We start from the raw sequence: 19,025 nt of genomic DNA on the forward strand, positions 1-19,025 counted from the left end.
CCCCCCCCCCCCCCCCCCCCCCCCCCCCCCCCCCCCCCCCCCCCCCCCCCCCCCCCCCCCCCCCCCCCCCCCCCCCCCCCCCCCCCCCCCCCCCCCCGGTGGGGTTCAGGTGGTGCGGGGCCGGCGGGGCGGTGGTCAGTCCTTGAAGGTGGCGCTCTTCACGGACTTCCAGGCACCGTTGACGACCTTGTAGACGGTGAGCTGCTTGTTGGTGGTGTCACCGTACTGGTCGAAGGCGACCTTGCCGGTGACGCCGTCGAACGAGACACCGCTCATGGCCTTGGTGATCTTGGCGCGGGCGTCGCTGGGGAGCTTGCCGTCGTTGTCGGCGACGACGGACTTGACGGCCTGGATGATGGCCCAGGCGGCGTCGTAGGAGTAGCCGCCGTAGGCCGCGTACGGGTCCTTGTAGCCGGCTGCCTTGTAGTCGGCGATGAAGGTCTTGGCGGTGGAGAGCTCTTCGACGGGGTAGCCGACGGAGGTGGCGAGGTCACCGTCGTTGGCGACGCCGGAGGCGGAGATGAAGGCGGGGTCGTAGATGCCGTCGCCACCCATGGTGGGGATCTTCGCTCCGGCCTTCTTGATCTGGTCGGAGATGAGGCCGCCCTCGGGGTACTGGCCACCGAAGTAGACGGAGTCGGCGCCGGAGGTCTTGACCTTGTCGGCGGTGGAGGAGAAGTCGGTCTCCTTCACGGTGATGTGGTCGGTGCCGACGACCTTGCCGCCGAGGCGCTTGAACTCCTGGGAGAAGATCGCGGCGAGACCGGCGCCGTAGGTCTGCTTGTCGTCGATGACGAAGACCTTCCGCTTCTTCGCGTCGTTGTAGTAGTACTGCGCGGCGAAGCGGCCCTGGATGACGTCCGTGGTGGCCGTACGGAAGTAGGTGTCGAAGGGGCGCTTGAGGTCGCCCTTCGCCCAGTTGTCGCCCTGGGTGAGTGCCGGGTTGGTGTTGGCCGGGGAGACCTCGGTCAGGTGGGCCTTGGCGAAGTCGCTCTGCATGGACTGGGCGACGCCGGAGTTCAGCGGGCCCACGACGCCGAGGACGTCCTTGTTGGCGACGAGCGCGAGGGCGTTCTGGTGGCCGGAGGCGGGCACGGCCTGGTCGTCCTTGGAGACGACCTTGAAGGTCACTCCGTCGACCTCTTTGTTCTTGTTGGCCGTCTTGGCGGCCAGGTCCACGGAGTTCTTGATGCCCTGGCCGAGTGCGGTGAGCGAACCGGTGAGCGGCGCGTCGACACCGATGACGACGGTGGTGCCCGAATCCTTGCTGGAGTTGTCCTTGTCACGCGATCCGCATGCGGTGAGCGTGAGGGCACCAGTGGTGATCACGGTGGTGAGGATGAGCAAAGAACGGTTTCGCACGGTCAATCCTTTCCCAGGCGCGGCTCCCTCTGCTGAGGTGCCGTTGTGCTCGCCGGGGTCGGGTCGGAGTCGATGGTGAGTCGGATCCGGCGGCACGCCCCGTGGCACAGTGACTGGCCGTGACTTTAGGTCCAGGTGGAGGAGTGCGGGACCAGTGAAGGTCAGGATGTGACGCTCTTGTTATCCGAATGGCCTAAACCGGGCGGCGGCGGGCCGGGCGGATCGGGCTTTTCGGCGGCGCCGGAGTGACCGCATGCTGAGAATCCGCAGTTCCGTTCGGGGGCGCCGAGAAATGATGACGGCAGTTACCGGCAGATCGCTCGGAGTGACGAGGAGAGATCCCGCGCGTAGTGGGAGCCGAGGATGTAGCTCGGGTTCTGCGTTCCGCGCATGTTACGCAACGTTACGTTCAGGAAAGGAAGTTCGACGCCCTGTGGGAGTCCTGTGCAGTGCTGGACGGCCACCCGGAGGGTGAGGGTGCGGGGTGTCCCGGTGCGCAGGGTGAGGGGCGTTTGGGGGCTGATGCTCATGGTCAGGCCGTCGTAGGGCTGGGCCAGGCGGGTCAGGGTGGTGGGCGGGCCGGCGTCGAGGGAGGCCCGTACGCGGAAGGTGAAGGTGCGGGTGTACGGGTCAGGGGGCTCGCGCAGGCCCGTGTAGGTGAGCTGGGTGACGCTGAGGGGCCAGGGTGCGGGTGTGCTGGGCCGGTCGTCGCGGAGCGGAGTGGCGGTGAGGGGGATCGTCAGGGCGGCGGCGAGGGCGAGGGTGGCGAGCAGGCGCGAACGGGCCTTCGGCAGCGGCAGGTCGGGGGCGAGGATCTGCCTGCCGAGGGTCAGGGCGGGGTGGCCGGTTCTGTCCGCCGGGCCGAATTCCCGGCCAGGGCCGGACCCCGGGTCCGCGCCTGATTCCCGGTCCGGGCCGGGCCCCGGGGCCGGGCCGAATTCCTGGCCCGGATCGGATTCCTCGACCGGGCCGATGCCGCTGGTCATGTCGGCGGGCGCCAGTTCTCCGAGCTCCGGGTGGCGCCCTTCTCCTCGGTGCACCGCTGCTTGGCCTGACGGCCTATCAACGTCTTCGCGGAGGCAGGGCCGTGGCGTTTCTGCTCGGCGCGGGCGTTCTTGATGATCGCGTCCATGATCTCGTACTGCTGGTTGGACAGGCCCTTCTGCTCCCAGTCGAGGCCGGCCCATTTCCCGCCGGTGAGGGTCTGCTCGGCCCAGTACGCGATCAGTTTGGTGCAGGCGGAGACGGCCGAGGTGTCGTCCGGGGCGGGGGTGGCGCGGCCGGTGGTGGTGCCGCTGGAGCAGCCCGCGCCGAGGGTGACGGCGAGGGCCCCGGCGGCGAGGGCGCGAACGCCCGCGAGGACGCGCGGGGCGCGCCCGGGAACGGTTGTCCTCATGCCTTGACGCTAGGGCGGGGGGTGTCCGCCGACAACCCTCCGGCCCGCGCCTGCGCCCGCGCCCTGCGGGCGGCTGCTAGCTGGTGGGTGCGTCCCGCAGGAGGCAGGTCAGGCGGGCGGTGCACACGCGCTTGCCGTCCTCGTCGGAGATGACGATCTCGTACGTCGCCGTGGAGCGCCCGCGGTGGACGGGGGTGGCCACGCCGGTGACCAGGCCGGAGCGGGCGCCGCGGTGGTGGGTGCAGTTCAGGTCGACGCCGACGGCGAGCTTGCCGCTGCCGCCGTGGAGCATGGAGCCGACGGAGCCGAGGGTCTCGGCGAGGACGGCGGAGGCGCCGCCGTGCAGCAGGCCGTAGGGCTGGGTGTTGCCCTCGACCGGCATGGTGCCGACGACGCGGTCGGCGGAGGCTTCCACGATCTCGACGCCCATGCGGGTGCCGAGGTGGCCCGCGGAGAACAGCGCCTGCAGGTCGACGCCGAGCGCCGCGTACTCGTCGATGACCTCTTGCGGGAACTTCACGTGCTGCTGCTCGCCCATCGGGCCCGGCTCCGTTCGTCGTGACGCTTTCGTCGTGGATCACTCTCACGCACTGGCTGAGCAAACGCTCAGTCGGTGGCCGATTGTTCCAGACGGACGACGACGGACTTGCTGGCCGGGGTGTTGCTGGTGTCCGCGGTGGCGTCCAGCGGGATCAGGACGTTGGTCTCCGGGTAGTACGCGGCGGCGCAACCGCGGGCCGTGGGGTAGTGCACGACGCGGAAGCCGGGGGCGCGGCGCTCCACGCCGTCCCGCCATTCGCTGACGAGGTCGACGTAGGAGCCGTCCGCGACGCTCAGGGCGCGGGCGTCGTCGGGGTTGACCAGGACGACCCGGCGGCCGTTCCTGATGCCGCGGTAGCGGTCGTCGAGGCCGTAGATGGTGGTGTTGTACTGGTCGTGCGAGCGCAGGGTCTGCAGCAGGAGGCGGCCCTCGGGCAGCGCGGGGTACTCGACGGGGGCGGCCGTGAAGTTGGCCTTGCCGGTGGCGGTGGGGAAGCGTCGTTCGTCGCGTGGGGCGTGCGGGAGGGCGAAGCCCCCGGGGTGGGCCACGCGCGCGTTGAAGTCGTCGAAGCCGGGGATCACGCGCGCGATGCGGTCGCGGATCGTCGCGTAGTCCTTCTCGAACTCCTCCCAGGGGGTGCGGCTGCCCTCGCCGAGCACCCGGCGGGCGAGGCGGGCCACGATGGCGGGCTCGGACAGCAGGTGGGGGCTCGCGGGCTCCAGGCGGCCGCGTGAGGCGTGCACCATGCCCATGGAGTCCTCGACGGTCACGAACTGCTCGCCGCTGCCCTGGAGGTCGCGCTCGGTGCGGCCCAGGGTGGGCAGGATCAGGGCGCGGGAGCCGGTGATCGCGTGGGAGCGGTTGAGCTTCGTCGACACGTGGACGGTGAGGCGGGCGCGCCGCATGGCGGCCTCGGTGACCTCGGTGTCGGGGGAGGCGGAGACGAAGTTGCCGCCCATGGCGAAGAAGACCTTCGCGTCGCCGTCGCGCAGGGCGCGGATGGCTCGTACGACGTCGTAGCCGTGTTCGCGCGGTGGTGCGAAGCCGAACTCCTTCTCCAGGGCGTCCAGGAAGGCGGGGGCGGGGCGCTCGAAGATGCCCATGGTGCGGTCGCCCTGCACGTTGGAGTGGCCGCGCACCGGGCACACGCCGGCGCCGGGGCGGCCGATGTTGCCGCGCAGGAGGAGGAAGTTGACGACTTCGCGGATGGTGGGGACGGCGTGCTTGTGCTGGGTCAGGCCCATCGCCCAGCACACGATGGTGCGCTCGGAGGCGAGGACCATCTTCAGGGCCTCGTCGATCTCCTCGCGTCCGAGGCCGGTCGCGGTGAGGGTCTCGTCCCAGTCGGCGGCGCGGGCGGCGGCCGCGAACTCCTCGTAGCCGTGGGTGTGTTCGTCGATGAACGCCTGGTCGGTGGCGCCTTCCGTCTCCAGGACGAGCTTGTTGAGGAGCCGGAAGAGGGCCTGGTCGCCGCCGAGGCGGATCTGCAGGAACAGGTCGGTGAGGGCGGCGCCCTTGATCATGCCCTGCGGGGTCTGCGGGTTCTTGAAGCGCTCCAGGCCCGCTTCGGGCAGCGGGTTGACGCTGATGATCCGCGCGCCGTTCGCCTTGGCCTTCTCCAGCGCGGAGAGCATGCGCGGGTGGTTCGTGCCGGGGTTCTGGCCGGCGACGATGATCAGGTCGGCCTTGTAGAGGTCCTCCAGCAGGACGCTGCCCTTGCCGATGCCGATCGTCTCGTTCAGTGCGGAACCCGACGACTCGTGGCACATGTTCGAGCAGTCGGGCAGGTTGTTGGTGCCGAGTTCGCGGGCGAACAGCTGGTAGAGGAAGGCGGCTTCGTTGCTGGTGCGCCCCGAGGTGTAGAAGAGCGCTTCGTCGGGGCTGCCGAGCGCGGCGAGTTCCTCGGCGACGATGTCGAAGGCCCGCTCCCAGGGCACCGGCTCGTAGTGGTCGGCGCCCTCCGCCAGGTACACGGGGTGGGTGAGGCGGCCCTGCTGGCCCAGCCAGTAGCCGCTGCGGCCGGCGAGGTCGGCCACGGAGTGCTCGGTGAAGAAGTCCGGGGTGACCCGGCGCAGGGTGGCCTCCTCGGCGACCGCCTTCGCGCCGTTCTCGCAGAACTCCGCGGTGTGCCGGTGCTCCGGCTCGGGCCAGGCGCAGCCCGGGCAGTCGAAGCCGTCCTTCTGGTTGACGCGCAGCAGGGTGAGGGCGGTGCGGCGCACGCCCATCTGCTGTTGGGCCATGCGCAGGGTGTGGCCGATGGCGGGCAGTCCGGCGGCGGCGTGCTTCGGCTCGGCGACCTGCGGCGCGTCCTGAACCGGATCGCCCTGGGGCGGCTTGCTGGCCATCGCGCTGTCTCCTTCGCCGAGCACCGATGATGTGCGTCTTCGATCCTCGCACGTGGCGGTGACAGCGGCCGTGGTCGGCCCTGAACGTCCCGCGCTGTCAGTGGCACGTGGCAGGATCGGGGACGTGGCAGAGACAGGATCGAAGAAGACCGAGAAAACCGCAGGTGCGGGCCGTCCGCGGCTGATGCTCATGGACGGGCACTCGCTGGCGTACCGCGCGTTCTTCGCGCTGCCCGCGGAGAACTTCACCACCGCGACGGGCCAGCCGACGAACGCGATCTACGGTTTCGCGTCGATGCTGGCGAACACGCTGCGCGACGAGGCGCCCACGCACTTCGCGGTGGCCTTCGACGTCTCGCGCAAGACGTGGCGCTCGGAGGAGTTCACCGAGTACAAGGCGAACAGATCGAAGACCCCTGACGAGTTCAAGGGTCAGGTCGAGCTGATCGGTGAGCTGCTGGACGCGATGCACGCCGAGCGGTTCGCGGTGGACGGCTTCGAGGCCGACGACATCATCGCCACCCTTGCCACGCAGGCCGAGGCCGAGGGCTTTGAAGTCCTCATCGTCACCGGCGACCGTGACTCCTTCCAGCTGGTCAGCGAGCACACGACGGTGCTGTACCCGACGAAGGGCGTCTCGGAGCTGACCCGGTTCACTCCGGAGAAGGTCTTCGAGAAGTACGGGCTGACGCCGGCGCAGTACCCGGACTTCGCGGCGCTGCGCGGTGACCCGTCCGACAACCTGCCGGGCATCCCCGGTGTCGGTGAGAAGACCGCCGCGAAGTGGATCAACCAGTTCGGCTCGTTCGCGGAGCTGGTCGAGCGCGTCGACGAGGTCAAGGGCAAGGCCGGGCAGAACCTGCGCGACCACCTGCCGGCGGTGCAGCTCAACCGTCGTCTCACGGAGATGGTGCGCGACGTCGAACTGCCCAGGGGGGTCACGGACCTGGAGCGCGCCGCGTACGACCGCACGGCCGTCGCGATGGTCCTGGACACCCTGGAGATCCGCAATCCCTCGCTGCGGGAGCGGCTGCTGGCCGTCGACCCGGGCGGCGAGGAGGCGGGCGCCGCGGAGCCGGTCGCGCCGGGCGTCGCGCTGGACGGGACGGTGCTGGGCGCGGGTGAGCTGAAGCCGTGGCTCGCCGAGCACGGCACCCAGGTGCTGGGCCTGGCCACGGTGGACACCTGGGCGCTCGGTTCGGGCTCGGTGGCCGAGGTCGCGCTCGCCGCGGGTGGCGGAGCGGCCGCGTGGTTCGACCCGACGCAGCTGGACGAGGCCGACGAGAACGCGTTCGCCGCGTGGCTCGCCGACCCGGCGGCCGCCAAGGTGCTGCACAACGCCAAGGGCGCCATGCGGGTCTTCGCCGAGCACGGCTGGACCATCGAGGGCGTCACCATGGACACCGCGCTCGCCGCCTACCTGGTCAAGCCGGGGCGCCGCTCCTTCGCGCTGGACGCGCTGTCCCTGGAGTACCTGGGGCGTGAGCTGGAGCCCGCCGCCGCGGCCGACGGGCAGCTGGCCTTCGGTACGGACGAGCAGGCCGAGGCCGACGCGCTGATGGTGCAGGCCCGCGCGATCCTCGACCTCGGCGAGGCGTTCGGCCACAAGCTCCAGGAGGTCGGCGCGGCGGACCTGCTGCGTGACATGGAGCTGCCGACGTCCGCGCTTCTGGCCCGTATGGAGCGGCACGGCATCGCCGCGGACCGGGCGCATCTGGAAGCCATGGAGCAGATGTTCGCGGCCGCCGTGCAGCAGGCCGTGAAGGAGGCCCACGCCTCCGTGGGGCACGAGTTCAACCTCGGCTCGCCCAAGCAGCTCCAGGAGGTCTTCTTCGGCGAGCTCGATCTGCCCAAGACGAAGAAGACGAAGACGGGCTACACGACGGACGCGGACGCGCTGGCCTGGCTGGCCACCCAGACCGACCACGAGCTGCCCGTCATCATGCTCCGCCACCGCGAGCAGGCGAAGCTGCGCGTGACCGTCGAAGGCCTGATCAAGACGATCGCCGCGGACGGCCGCATCCACACCACGTTCAACCAGACCGTCGCCGCGACCGGCCGCCTCTCCTCCACCGACCCGAACCTGCAGAACATCCCCGTCCGTACGGACGAGGGGCGTGCGATCCGCCGCGGGTTCGTCGTCGGCGAGGGCTTCGAGTCCCTCATGACCGCGGACTACAGCCAGATCGAACTGCGCGTGATGGCCCACCTCTCCGAGGACGAGGGCCTCCTGGAGGCGTTCTCGTCCGGCGAGGACCTGCACACCACGGTCGCCTCCCAGGTGTTCTCCGTGGAGCGGTCCGCTGTCGACGCGGAGATGCGCCGCAAGATCAAGGCGATGTCGTACGGCCTCGCGTACGGGCTGTCGGCGTTCGGTCTCTCCCAGCAGTTGAACATCGACGCGGGTGAGGCCCGCGGCCTGATGGACACCTACTTCGAGCGCTTCGGGGGCGTTCGCGACTATCTGCGCCGCGTCGTCGACGAAGCCCGCGCCACGGGCTACACGGAGACCCTCTTCGGCCGCCGCCGCTACCTTCCCGACCTCAACAGCGACAACCGTCAGCGCCGTGAGATGGCCGAACGCATGGCCCTCAACGCCCCCATCCAGGGCACGGCCGCCGACATCGTCAAGATCGCCATGCTGAACGTGGGCCGCGCCCTGGAGAAGGCGAACCTGAAGTCCCGCATGCTTCTCCAGGTCCACGACGAAATCGTCCTGGAGATCGCCCCGGGCGAACGTGAGGGGATCGAGGCCCTGGTCCGCCGAGAAATGGCCGACGCCGTCCACCTCCGCGCCCCCCTCGACGTCTCCGTCGGCGCGGGGCCGGACTGGGAGTCGGCGGCGCACTAGCCGCCCCGCGGGGCGGGCCGGAGGTGGGTGGCGCCTACGGCTCCCCCCGCCCCGGCACGGGCCGTCACCCGCGTGGCCCCCGCGAAAGCGCCGCCTGCCAACCGCGCCGTGAGGATGCGGGCATGGGCATACACATACGCATGCTTCACCGGCGTACGGTCGTCGTCGCCACGGCGGTCGTGTCGGCGCTGCTCGCGCCGACCGGCGCCGTCGCCGCGGAGGCGAGCTCCGCTCAGGTGCCGGTCGCCTGCAGTTCCAGCCGTGACCCGGCTCTCGCCGCCCGGATGTCCCGTGACATCCGGGCGGCGCTGTCGTCCCGCCAGGGCACCGTGTCCCTGGCGGTGCACGACGACGACACCGGGCTGACGTGTGCCCTCGCGGGCACGCGCCAGTACGACTCGGCGAGCATCGTCAAGGTCATGATCATGGAGGCGGTCCTGCGCAGGGCGGAACAGCTGGGGCGCCGGCTCACGAGCTGGGAGCTGGCCAACCTTCGTCCCATGATCACCAGGTCCGACAACACGGCCGCCCGACGGCTGTGGGCCGGCGTCGGCCGCATGGACCTGGGCCGCCTACTGGCCCTCGCCGGAACCAGCGGCACCGTGCTGGGCCCCGGCGACTACTGGGGTCTGACCCGCACCACGGCCGCCGACCAGCTGCGCCTGCTCGACGTGCTCACCCGCACCGGCTCGTTCCTCAAGAGCCGCGCCTACGGACTGAAGCTGCTCGGCCAGGTCCGCAGCGACCAGCGCTGGGGCGTGCCGGCCGGGATGCCGCGCGGCCTGAAGGCCCACCTCAAGAACGGCTGGCTGCCGCGGTCCACGCACGGCTGGCGGGTGCACAGCGTCGGCGCGTTCACCGGCCCCCACCGCACGTACCGCATCGTCGTCCTCTCGCACGACAACCCGACGATGGCGTACGGCGTCCGCACCATCGAGCGCATCGCACAAGCGGTCCACCGCGGCCTCAACGGCGACACCGGTCCCGACCCCGGCCGCGGTGCCGCGCGTGGTCTGACCCCGGAGCGTGAGATCAGTGAGCTGCCGGACGGCTCGGCTCCGTACGGTCCCGCGCCCGGCGGGGCGGGGTGGGAGCCGGGCGCCATGCCCTGACTCCGAGGGCGTACAGGAGAAGTCCCAGGACCAGGCCCGCCCCGGCGCCGAAGCACAGTGTCGGGATCAGCTCCCACGGCTTCGCGTCGGCTCTGTGGAAGGCCCACCAGCGTGAAGCCCGCTGCACCGCGGCCACCGTCGCGCAGCCCCCGATCACGGCTCCGGCCAACCACCGGTCGGACGCGGACAGTTCGGGCACCCCGGTCGGCCGGTCCGTCGGTACCGGGGTCCGCCGCAGCGCGATCACCACGAAGACGGTGATGACGACCGCCGCCACCGCCGAACCGCCGTACTGCAGGTACCAGTACAGGGGCGAGCCCGCCACCTGACGCCCCAGTACGGGAAACAGTCGCATCCCCCACCGGTCGAGATGAGTGAACGCGTCCCACACGACATGGGTCAGTGCGCCGACCGCCGCCGAGACGTACCACCATGCCGCCAGTTCCGGGCGCACCCGCTCGCGTGCCGTCCCGCAGCGCAACAGCCCCGCGGGCCGCCCCTGCCGGGCCCGCGGCAGCAGCGCCACCAGCGGCTCGCGCAGCACCAGCCACAGGCCCACGAGCGCCCAGGCGACGAGCACGTCGAGGGTGAAGACGCCGGCGAAGGAGTGCGTGAAGTCGCCGAACTCCATCGCTCCCGGGAGCACACTCGCGACGTAGTAGGTCATGTCGGGAGAGAACGAACCGGCGACGAGGACCGCGGGCACCAGCCGGCCCCGGCCGCTTCCGTCGCCGCGTACGGCGGGCAGCACGGCCGCCGCATGGCTGAGAGTGAAGGGCAAGTCGGCTCCCCGCGAAGGATGTTGGCCGAGTGTGTGGTCCCGGCGATCACAGACGCCCAGTATGCGGGAGACGGGAAAAGCTGCGGGAAGAGGCACCGGAAGGGCAGGGGAGCGTGCGGGAGAACCGCCGCCCCGGCGTTGTCCGGGCCACCGGCTGCCGTCGCCCCGTACAACCGAACATGGCCAACCGGTGAAAACCGGGCGCGGACGGGTGCCCGGGCAACGGAAGTTGTCGTAGGGTCACCTGGGTCACCGTGCTGGGGAGCGCGGTCGAACAGCAGAGGAACGCGCGGAGCGCGGGCGGTCGTCCACGGGAGGGGTTCACTCAATGGCGGCGCATTTCGACAGGAGGCTGCTCAAGGCGGCGGCCACCACCGCAGTGGCCGCGGCAGCGGTCGCGGCACTGTCCGCGTCCCAGGCTCCGGGAGTGACGACCGACAACCAGGGCAGACAGACCACCGGCGCCCAGCCGACCCCCGACGTGCAGGAAGACGGCACCGCGACGGGCAACTCCCGTTACTACACGGACCTTCCGCCCCTGCAGAGCCCCAACCCGGCGCCCAGCCCCGGCGGGACCTCTCCGATCGGCACGGGCGAGGCCGAGGCCGGCATCCCCGCGACCGTCCTCGACGCCTACAAGAAGGCCGAGGCGTCCCTGCGCGAGTCCAAGCCGGGCTGCAACCTGCCCTGGCAGCTCCTCGCCGCCATCGGCAAGGTCGAGTCGGGCCAGGCCCGCGGCGGCCGCGTCGACGCGAGCGGGACGACGTACTCGCCGATCCTCGGCCCCAAACTCGACGGCAACGGCTTCGCGCTCATACCCGACACCGACAACGGCGCCTACGACGGCGACAGCGGCTACGACCGCGCGGTCGGACCGATGCAGTTCATCCCCTCCACCTGGGAGTGGGCCGGCCGCGACGGCAACGGCGACGGCAAGAAGGACCCCAACAACGTCTACGACGCGGCCCTCTCCGCCGGCCACTACCTGTGCCGCTTCGGCCACGACATGTCGGTCCAGTCGCAGATGAACGCCTCGATCCTCAGCTACAACAACTCGACGGCGTACCTCAACACCGTCCTGTCGTGGCTGGAGTACTACCGCAAGGGCACGCACGAGGTTCCCGACGGCACGGGTTCGCTGCCCTCGCACCACAGCGACGACTCCAACGGGCCGACCCCCAGCCCGTCCCCCTCCACCCCGGCCACGCCCAAGCCGGACACCACGAAGCCGACCAAGCCGAAGCCGACTCCGCCCACCCCGGGCGGCGACGGCTCGGGCAGCCCGACTCCGACCCCGCCGCCGACGAAGCCCACGCCCGGCACGCCGAGCCCCAGTCCCACACCTCCCACGCCCACCGAAACGGTGGACCACCTGGCGAACGCGAGCACGGGCAAGCTCACCGCGACCGCCGGCGACACCTTCGCCGAGAAGGTCACCGTCCAGCCCGAGACCAAGGCCGACAAGGCCGTCGCGAGGGTCCGCATCCGCTTCGCGATCGTCGGCGACACGGACGCCACCTTCAGCGGCGGCGAGAAGTACGCCACCCTCGTCACCAACTTCGCGGGCAGGGCCACCGCGCCCGCGATCGTGGCGGGCGAGACGACCGGCGACTTCACCGTCCGCGCCACCGTCGTGGGCCGCGTCCTGCCCGGCCTCGACTACACCGCGACCGTCACCCCGCGCCAGGCCGACACCCTCGCCCGCACCAGCGACACCGCGCTGACCTGCGTGCCGGGCGGCGAGTTCGCCGAACGGGTCAAGGTGAAGGCGACGTACAAGGACGCCGTCGCCGACGGGGTCGCGGCCACCGCGACACTCATCAAGTCGGCCGACGACGCCACCGAGAACGACAAGGGCCCCTACTTCAAGGACGCGGACGGCAAGCCGATCCGCACCCTGAAGGACCTCAAGACGGACGCCGACGGCCTGCTCGAACTGCCGAAGCTGTACGCCGACGACGCGACCGGCACCTTCCTGCTCCGCATCAACACCACCGGCGGCGCCACGCTGACCGTCGAGCTGAAGGTGGCGGCCGCCGCCTCGTAGGACCTCGTTCAGCGGCGCCCCTCCGTTTTCCGCGGAGGGGCGCCTTCGTTGTGTGTGCAACGTGTTCTCATCTCGCGCCGCCGTTGCTACCGTGCCGGACCTGACGCTGTATCAGATGCATCCGTTCCGGGAGGCCCCGCATGCGCGCACTCATCGCCGCCGCGACCGGTCTCGCGCTGGCCTTCGCCCTGGTCCTCACCGTCACGGCCCTGGGTTCGCCGACCGGCACGACCTCACCGAAGCCGCTGCTCACCACGGTCCCCGAGCACCCGTAACGCACGCACAGGGAGGACGCCGAGATGCGCCGCAAGGCCAGCCTCATCCTGCTCGCCCTCGCCGTGTTCTTCGCGGCGCTGTCCCCGCTGCTGCGCTGGTACGCCTTCCCGCGACTGGCGAAGATCCCGGCGGGCCAGTACCAGGACATGGTCCTGGAGGCGAAGAACGCCACCCTCATCGACTACGGCACGATGAAGGCCAGGACCGTCCCCAAGGTGACCGTCGTGCAGACCCTCAAGGGCAACGTCGAGGCCTCGGAGAAGATCGAGAAGACCGCCGGACGGGACGTGGTGGTCTGGGACTCCCTCTCCTACGTCCAGGGCCCCGACGGCAAGATGATCTCCAAGATCCCCGAGCGCTACATCTTCGACGCCCACAGCCAGGAACCCGTGCACGCCACCGGCGAGATGGTCGACGGCGACGCGGTGCGCCGGAACGGCATCGAGTTCAAGTGGCCCTTCCTCACCGAGAAACGGGACTACGAGTACTTCGACGCGCAGACCCGCACCACCGCCCCCATCCACTACAAGGGCACCCAGGACTTCCGCGGCCTCAAGGTCTACTACTTCGAGCAGACCATCCCATGGACCAAGGTCCACTTCCCCCGGACCATGCCCGTCAAGGGCATCACCCGGGAATCGCTCGCCAAGACCGGCACCGCCATGTGGTACACCACCGTCCGCAAGTTCTGGGTCGAACCCGTCACCGGGGCGCCCGTCTACGGCGAGGAGATCCACAAGGAGGAACTGCGCGGCGGCACCCTCCTGGGCGACCGCGACAAGGTCACCGCGTTCGCCGGGCACGTGAAGATGCGCGAGGACTACATCGAGCACACCGTCGCCCTGGTCAAGTCCAACCGCACCACGATCCTGCTGCTGACGTCGTACCTGCCCTGGGGCTTCCTGGGCCTCGGCATCGGGCTCCTGGCGCTCTCCCTCTACCTGGAGGCGCGCAGCCGCCGCCCGGGCGACCCGACACCCACCGAGGCCGCGGAACCCGAACCGGTCAGCGCCTGAACCAGGTCAGCGCCCCAGCCGCGCGTTGGTGTGCCGCGTCGGCGCCGCGGTCGCCGGGTCCTCGGGCCACGGGTGCTTGGGGTAGCGGCCGCGCAGTTCGGCCCGTACAGCCTTGTAGCCGTCCTTCCAGAAGGACTCCAGGTCGGCGGTGACGGCGGCGGGCCGCCCGGCGGGGGACAGGAGATGCACGAGCAGGGGCACGCCCGCCACCCGCGGTGTCCGCGCCAGGCCGAACATCTCCTGGAGTTTCACCGCCAGCACGGGCCGCTCGGGGTCGGCGTAGTCGATCCGGATCGCGGACCCGCTCGGCACCTCGACCCGCTCCGGGGCGAGCTCGTCGAGCCGTGCCGCCTCCCCGGAGGCCCACGGCAGCAGCCGGGTCAGCGCCTGCCCGGCATCGATGCGGCCCAGATCGGCGCGTCGGCGTGCCCGGCCCAACTCCGGCTCCAACCACTCGTCCACGCGCGCGTGGAGGGCGTCGTCGGACACCTCGGGCCACGGCGCGCCGAGGTGCAGCCGCAGAAAGGCGAGCCGCCGCCGCAGGGCCTCGCTGTCCCGCGTCCACCGCAGCAGCGACAGCCCCTCCTCCCGCAGCCCTTCAACAAGCGCCTGCCGTACGAGTCCGGGGTCGGCGTTCCTGATCGGCCGTACCGTCAGCTCCACCGCACCCAGGCGCTCGACCCGCCGGGCCACCACGTCCCCGTCGGCCCAGTGGACCTCGTCGCCCTCCCCGTGCAGTGCCCCGGCGGCCCGCCGCGCGGTCTCCTCGTCCACCGCCGCCCCGAGCCGCACGCGCGCGTGCCCCGCTCCCACGGGCCGATCCGCGACGGCGACGGCGAGCCAAGGCGCTCCCCGCAGCCCCGACCCGTCGGCGACCTCGGCCCGGGTCCCGGACACCATCAGGTACGAACCCCCTTGCGCCCGCGCGACCCGCTCCGGGAAGGCGAGGGCGGCCACGAGAGCAACGACGTGATCGTCCCCCACGGCCGCCGGCCCGCCCGCGGCGGCCCTGGCGGGCGAGGACGCGGCTCGCAGGCGCCGGGCCTCCGTGCGCCAGCGGGTCGCGTACGCGTCGCCGCCGCGCCGGGCGGCTCGCCAGGCGGCGGCCAGATCGTCGCCGTAGTCCCGGGGCGGCTCCTCGCTCAGCAGGGCGACGACCTCGGCGGCCCGCTCCGCACCCACTTCGGGGGCCGCGTCCAGCAGGGCGCGGGCGAGCCGGGGATGCAGGCCGAGGCGGGCCATCCGGACGCCGCGCTCGGTGGCCCGGCCCGCCGGGTCGACCGCACCGACCGCCGTGAGGACGGACCGCGCGGCGGCCATCGCCCCGCCCGGCGGCGGATCCAGCAGCGCCAGCCCGGAGGCCTCGGGATCGCCCCAGCAGGCCGCCTGGAGAGCGAACGCCGTCAGGTCGGCCACCTTGATCTCGGGGGAGGGGAAACGCGGCAGACGGGCGTCCTCCGCCTCCGCCCAGCACCGGTAGACCGCACCCGGCGCCTCCCGCCCGGCCCGCCCCGCGCGCTGGCGCCCCGCGGCCTGCGAGGCCCGTACCGTCGTCAGTGCGCTCAGCCCGCGCGCGTGGTTCACCCGCGGCTCCCGCGCGAGCCCCGAGTCCACGACCACCCGGACACCCGGCACCGTCAGCGACGACTCGGCGACTGCGGTCGCGAGCACCACCCGGCGCCGTGTGCCCCCCGCCAGCACCGCGTCCTGCACGGCCGCCGGGGCCCGTCCGTGCACCTGGAGCACCTCGACCTCGGCGAGACCGCCGAGCTGCCCGGCGACCCGGGCGATCTCCCCGACCCCGGGGAGGAAGCAGAGGACGTCCCCTTCGCGCTCCGCCAGGGCCCGCCTCACCGCCGACGCCACGTGCGTCAGCAGAGCCGGGTCCACCCGCATGCCGTGCGGCGGCCGTACGGGCCGGGCGGGCGGCGTCCACACCACCTCGACGGGGTGCGAGACGCCTTGCGCCTCGACGACCGGCACATCGCCCAGCACCCGCGCCCAGCCGCCGGCGTCCGTGGTCGCGGAGGCGGCCACCAATTTCAGCTCGGGACGGAGCGCGGCGCGTACGTCGACGAGGAACGCGGCGACGGTGTCCGCGTCCAGGTGCCGCTCATGGCACTCGTCGAGCACCGCCACGTCCACGCCCGCCAGCTCCTGGTCGCGCTGGAGCCGCTGCAGCAGCACGCCGGTCGTGACGACCTCCACGCGCGCGTGGGGGCCCACCACCCGCTCCCCGCGCACCGTGTACCCGACGCTGTCGCCGACCTTCTCCCCGAGCAGCCACGCCATCCGCCGCGCCGCCGCCCGCGCGGCGATCCGCCGGGGCTCGGCGACCACGACCCGGCGCGCGGCCCCCTCGCCGACCAGACCGGCGAGCACCAGCGGCACCAGCGTCGTCTTGCCGGTGCCGGGCGGCGCGACGAGCACGGCGCCGCCGTGCGCCTCCAGGGCGTCGTGCAGGCCGGGCAGGGCGCCGCGTACGGGCAGCTGGTCCAGGGCGTCGTAACGGATCACCCGCCCAGTGTCGTACGCGGCCGGACGGCCGGTGACCCTCAGTCCCGATCGCAGACGAAGATCGCCGTGCCCGGGATCAGGTTGCCGCGCAGCGGGGACCAGCCGCCCCACTCCTGGGTGTTCCAGGCGGGCCACTGCGGCTCGACGAGGTCGACCAGGCGGAAGCCGCCGGCCACCACGTCGCGCACGCGGTCGCCGACCGTCCTGTGGTGCTCCACGTACACCGCGCGCCCCTCGTCGTCCTGCTCCACATAAGGGGTGCGGTCGAAGTACGAGGCGGCCACCGACAGACCCTCGGGGCCCGGCTCGTCCGGGAAGGCCCAGCGGATCGGATGCGTCACCGAGAAGACGAAGCGTCCGCCCGGACGCAGGACCCGGTGCACCTCACGCAGGACGAGTACCGGATCGGCGACGAACGGCAGCGCGCCGTACGCCGAGCACGCGAGGTCGAAGGAGCCGTCCGCGAAGGGCAGGGCGCCCGCGTCGGCCTCCACCAGGGGGACGGATCCGCCGATCCGCAGCGCGTGCTGCAGCTGGCGGTGGGAGAGGTCCAGGGCCACCGGACGCGCCCCCTGGCCCGCCAGCCAGCGCGAGCACTGGGCCGCACCGGCGCCGATCTCCAGAATGTCCTTGTCCTTGAGGTCCTCCGGCGGACCGAGCAGCTCGGCCTCCACCTCGTCGAGCCCCTCCGGGCACCACACGAACCGGTCGTCACCGAGGAACGTGCCGTGCTCGGTCTGGTACTCGTCCGCGTTCCGGTCCCACCAGCCCCGGTTGGCCCGGGAACTTTCCGTGACGTCGGCCGAGCGGCGGGTGGCTTCGGGCTCGAACGCTTCGGGCTCTTGGATGATCGGCTCCCGGGTATTAGTCTGCGGTCTCTTCCGTCCAACCCGCTCCGGAAGGTGTCACGGAAGGGGTTCCCCAGGCGCGCTTGGCCTCGGGGGACAGTTCTTGTGCCGGGTATGCGGTGTTCCGCCCCGGGTGTGCGCCTTCGCGCATTGACCCTGCCCGGCTGCCCCCGTATGCTACAAGTTGCGCTGCGAGCCTGCCTACCTCAGACGTAGCAGGTTGCGCTCGCATCTGTATGTATGTCCCCTCGGTTGTCGAGGCGCCCCCGGGTAACCGGGTTGGGCGCTTCCTTGGCTGTCCGGCCTTCTGCAGAGCGAAACGGGCTCCCGGCGTAAGCAGTACCTACGACTCACCGTCCGTACCGGAGCCCTTTCCCACATGACGAGCAGCACCGAGACCACCGCCACCACCCCGCAGGTTGCGGTCAACGACATCGGTAACGAGGAAGCTTTCCTCGCCGCTATCGACGAGACGATCAAGTACTTCAACGATGGTGACATCGTCGACGGCGTCATCGTCAAGGTTGACCGGGACGAGGTTCTCCTCGACATCGGTTACAAGACCGAAGGTGTCATCCCGAGCCGCGAGCTCTCGATCAAGCACGACGTCGACCCCAATGAGGTCGTCGCCGTCGGTGACGAGATCGAAGCCCTTGTTCTCCAGAAGGAGGACAAGGAAGGCCGCCTGATCCTCTCGAAGAAGCGTGCCCAGTACGAGCGCGCCTGGGGCACCATCGAGAAGATCAAGGAAGAGGACGGCATCGTCACCGGCACCGTCATCGAGGTCGTCAAGGGTGGTCTCATCCTCGACATCGGCCTCCGTGGCTTCCTGCCGGCCTCCCTCGTCGAGATGCGCCGCGTCCGCGACCTCCAGCCCTACGTGGGCAAGGAGCTCGAGGCGAAGATCATCGAGCTGGACAAGAACCGCAACAACGTGGTCCTGTCCCGCCGTGCCTGGCTGGAGCAGACCCAGTCCGAGGTCCGCCAGACGTTCCTCACGACCCTCCAGAAGGGTCAGGTCCGCTCCGGCGTCGTCTCCTCGATCGTCAACTTCGGTGCCTTCGTGGACCTGGGTGGCGTCGACGGTCTGGTTCACGTCTCCGAGCTGTCCTGGAAGCACATCGACCACCCCTCCGAGGTTGTCGAGGTCGGCCAGGAAGTCACCGTCGAGGTCCTCGACGTCGACATGGACCGCGAGCGTGTCTCCCTGTCGCTGAAGGCGACGCAGGAAGACCCGTGGCAGCAGTTCGCCCGGACGCACCAGATCGGTCAGGTCGTCCCGGGTAAGGTCACGAAGCTCGTCCCGTTCGGTGCGTTCGTCCGCGTGGACGAGGGCATTGAGGGTCTGGTCCACATCTCCGAGCTGGCCGAGCGCCACGTGGAGATCCCGGAGCAGGTCGTCCAGGTCAACGACGAGATCTTCGTCAAGGTCATCGACATCGACCTCGAGCGCCGCCGCATCAGCCTCTCGCTGAAGCAGGCCAACGAGTCCTTCGGTGCCGACCCGGCCTCGGTCGAGTTCGACCCGACGCTGTACGGCATGGCCGCGTCGTACGACGACCAGGGCAACTACATCTACCCCGAGGGCTTCGACCCCGAGACGAACGACTGGCTCGAGGGCTTCGAGACCCAGCGCGAGGCTTGGGAGGGCCAGTACGCCGAGGCGCAGCAGCGCTTCGAGCAGCACCAGGCTCAGGTCATCAAGTCCCGCGAGGCCGACGCTCAGGCCGAGGCCGAGGGTGCCAGCACCTCCAGCGCGGCCCCGGCCGCGTCCGGTGGCGGTTCGTACTCCTCGGAGTCGGACGACAACTCCGGCGCCCTGGCGTCGGACGAGGCCCTGGCTGCCCTCCGCGAGAAGCTCGCCGGCGGCCAGAGCTGATAGCTCACCGCTAGGCGCCTGTCGCTGAACTGCGGGCCCGCACCCATCTGGGTG

General features: G+C 71.2%; 14 protein-coding genes. 6 read left to right on the top strand and 8 right to left on the bottom strand.

All coding sequences use genetic code 11. The annotated features are described in order from the left end of the window. Nucleotides 1–135 precede the first annotated feature (135 nt). From ACN6LB_RS21535 to ACN6LB_RS21555, 5 genes are all read right to left on the bottom strand, one after another. The gene (locus ACN6LB_RS21535; protein WP_356144199.1) at nt 136–1,362 is read right to left on the bottom strand and encodes a branched-chain amino acid ABC transporter substrate-binding protein; all 1,227 of its coding nucleotides are present in this window, start codon (nt 1,360–1,362) and stop codon (nt 136–138) included. A gap of 305 nt (nt 1,363–1,667) precedes the next feature. Next, entirely contained in the window at nt 1,668–2,348 is a 681-nt protein-coding gene (locus ACN6LB_RS21540; RefSeq protein WP_445027338.1) for a hypothetical protein, read from the bottom strand. Further along, the gene (locus ACN6LB_RS21545) at nt 2,345–2,758 is read right to left on the bottom strand and encodes a hypothetical protein (RefSeq protein ID WP_445027339.1); all 414 of its coding nucleotides are present in this window, start codon (nt 2,756–2,758) and stop codon (nt 2,345–2,347) included. The genes ACN6LB_RS21540 and ACN6LB_RS21545 overlap by 4 nt, the downstream gene beginning before the upstream one ends. A gap of 76 nt (nt 2,759–2,834) precedes the next feature. Next, nucleotides 2,835–3,296, bottom strand: a complete 462-nt coding sequence (locus ACN6LB_RS21550; RefSeq protein ID WP_356144193.1) for a PaaI family thioesterase — start codon at nt 3,294–3,296, stop codon at nt 2,835–2,837. A 68-nt stretch (nt 3,297–3,364) separates the two neighbouring features. Further along, nucleotides 3,365–5,644 carry an FdhF/YdeP family oxidoreductase gene (locus ACN6LB_RS21555; RefSeq protein ID WP_445027340.1) on the bottom strand — a complete coding sequence of 760 codons (2,280 nt, stop codon included), beginning with the start codon at nt 5,642–5,644 and terminating at the stop codon, nt 3,365–3,367. Between the two features lie 124 nt (nt 5,645–5,768). Here ACN6LB_RS21555 and polA point away from each other — a divergent pair, with 124 nt between their 5' ends. Then, nucleotides 5,769–8,495 carry a DNA polymerase I gene (polA, locus tag ACN6LB_RS21560; protein WP_445027341.1) on the top strand — a complete coding sequence of 909 codons (2,727 nt, stop codon included), beginning with the start codon at nt 5,769–5,771 and terminating at the stop codon, nt 8,493–8,495. A gap of 122 nt (nt 8,496–8,617) precedes the next feature. Next, nucleotides 8,618–9,607 carry a serine hydrolase gene (locus tag ACN6LB_RS21565; RefSeq protein ID WP_445027342.1) on the top strand — a complete coding sequence of 330 codons (990 nt, stop codon included), beginning with the start codon at nt 8,618–8,620 and terminating at the stop codon, nt 9,605–9,607. Here ACN6LB_RS21565 and ACN6LB_RS21570 read toward each other — a convergent pair. Continuing rightward, nucleotides 9,528–10,388 (bottom strand): DUF4184 family protein, encoded by an 861-nt coding sequence (locus ACN6LB_RS21570; protein ID WP_445027343.1) that lies wholly within the window; start codon nt 10,386–10,388, stop codon nt 9,528–9,530. The genes ACN6LB_RS21565 and ACN6LB_RS21570 overlap by 80 nt on opposite strands. Before the next feature lie 328 nt (nt 10,389–10,716). Here ACN6LB_RS21570 and ACN6LB_RS21575 point away from each other — a divergent pair, with 328 nt between their 5' ends. The 3 genes from ACN6LB_RS21575 to ACN6LB_RS21585 all read left to right on the top strand — a co-directional run bounded on the left by ACN6LB_RS21575 (nt 10,717) and on the right by ACN6LB_RS21585 (nt 13,727). After that, a complete protein-coding gene (locus tag ACN6LB_RS21575) occupies nt 10,717–12,435 on the top strand; it encodes a lytic transglycosylase domain-containing protein (protein WP_445027344.1) in 1,719 nt (572 codons plus the stop codon). 140 nt (nt 12,436–12,575) lie between these two features. Further along, nucleotides 12,576–12,710, top strand: coding sequence for an SPW_0924 family protein (locus ACN6LB_RS21580; protein ID WP_356144458.1), 135 nt, complete (start codon nt 12,576–12,578; stop codon nt 12,708–12,710). Nucleotides 12,711–12,734: 24 nt separating this feature from the next. Next, a complete protein-coding gene (locus ACN6LB_RS21585) occupies nt 12,735–13,727 on the top strand; it encodes a DUF3068 domain-containing protein (RefSeq protein ID WP_445027345.1) in 993 nt (330 codons plus the stop codon). Nucleotides 13,728–13,733: 6 nt separating this feature from the next. Here the strand turns inward: ACN6LB_RS21585 and hrpB are convergent, their stop codons facing one another. Continuing rightward, on the bottom strand, nt 13,734–16,244 hold the full coding sequence (gene hrpB, locus ACN6LB_RS21590; protein ID WP_445027346.1) for an ATP-dependent helicase HrpB: 2,511 nt from the start codon (nt 16,242–16,244) through the stop codon (nt 13,734–13,736). Between the two features lie 38 nt (nt 16,245–16,282). Then, nucleotides 16,283–17,092, bottom strand: coding sequence for a class I SAM-dependent methyltransferase (locus ACN6LB_RS21595; RefSeq protein WP_445027347.1), 810 nt, complete (start codon nt 17,090–17,092; stop codon nt 16,283–16,285). 379 nt (nt 17,093–17,471) lie between these two features. On the opposite strand from ACN6LB_RS21595, the gene rpsA reads away from it, so the two are divergent. Further along, nucleotides 17,472–18,971, top strand: a complete 1,500-nt coding sequence (rpsA, locus tag ACN6LB_RS21600) for a 30S ribosomal protein S1 (RefSeq protein WP_356144464.1) — start codon at nt 17,472–17,474, stop codon at nt 18,969–18,971. The last annotated feature ends 54 nt before the right edge of the window (nt 18,972–19,025 follow it).

The sequence above is a fragment of the Streptomyces sp. SAS_270 genome, assembly GCF_052543295.1.

What these genes read in the sequence shown, in the direction of transcription:
- ACN6LB_RS21545 (WP_445027339.1), bottom strand. Translation starts at nt 2,758, where the DNA reads ATGAGGACAACCGTTCCCGGGCGCGCCCCGCGCGTCCTCGCGGGCGTT.
- rpsA (WP_356144464.1), top strand. Translation starts at nt 17,472, where the DNA reads ATGACGAGCAGCACCGAGACCACCGCCACCACCCCGCAGGTTGCGGTC.
- ACN6LB_RS21575 (WP_445027344.1), top strand. Translation starts at nt 10,717, where the DNA reads ATGGCGGCGCATTTCGACAGGAGGCTGCTCAAGGCGGCGGCCACCACC.
- ACN6LB_RS21555 (WP_445027340.1), bottom strand. Translation starts at nt 5,644, where the DNA reads ATGGCCAGCAAGCCGCCCCAGGGCGATCCGGTTCAGGACGCGCCGCAG.
- ACN6LB_RS21585 (WP_445027345.1), top strand. Translation starts at nt 12,735, where the DNA reads ATGCGCCGCAAGGCCAGCCTCATCCTGCTCGCCCTCGCCGTGTTCTTC.
- ACN6LB_RS21540 (WP_445027338.1), bottom strand. Translation starts at nt 2,348, where the DNA reads ATGACCAGCGGCATCGGCCCGGTCGAGGAATCCGATCCGGGCCAGGAA.
- ACN6LB_RS21580 (WP_356144458.1), top strand. Translation starts at nt 12,576, where the DNA reads ATGCGCGCACTCATCGCCGCCGCGACCGGTCTCGCGCTGGCCTTCGCC.
- ACN6LB_RS21550 (WP_356144193.1), bottom strand. Translation starts at nt 3,296, where the DNA reads ATGGGCGAGCAGCAGCACGTGAAGTTCCCGCAAGAGGTCATCGACGAG.
- ACN6LB_RS21565 (WP_445027342.1), top strand. Translation starts at nt 8,618, where the DNA reads ATGGGCATACACATACGCATGCTTCACCGGCGTACGGTCGTCGTCGCC.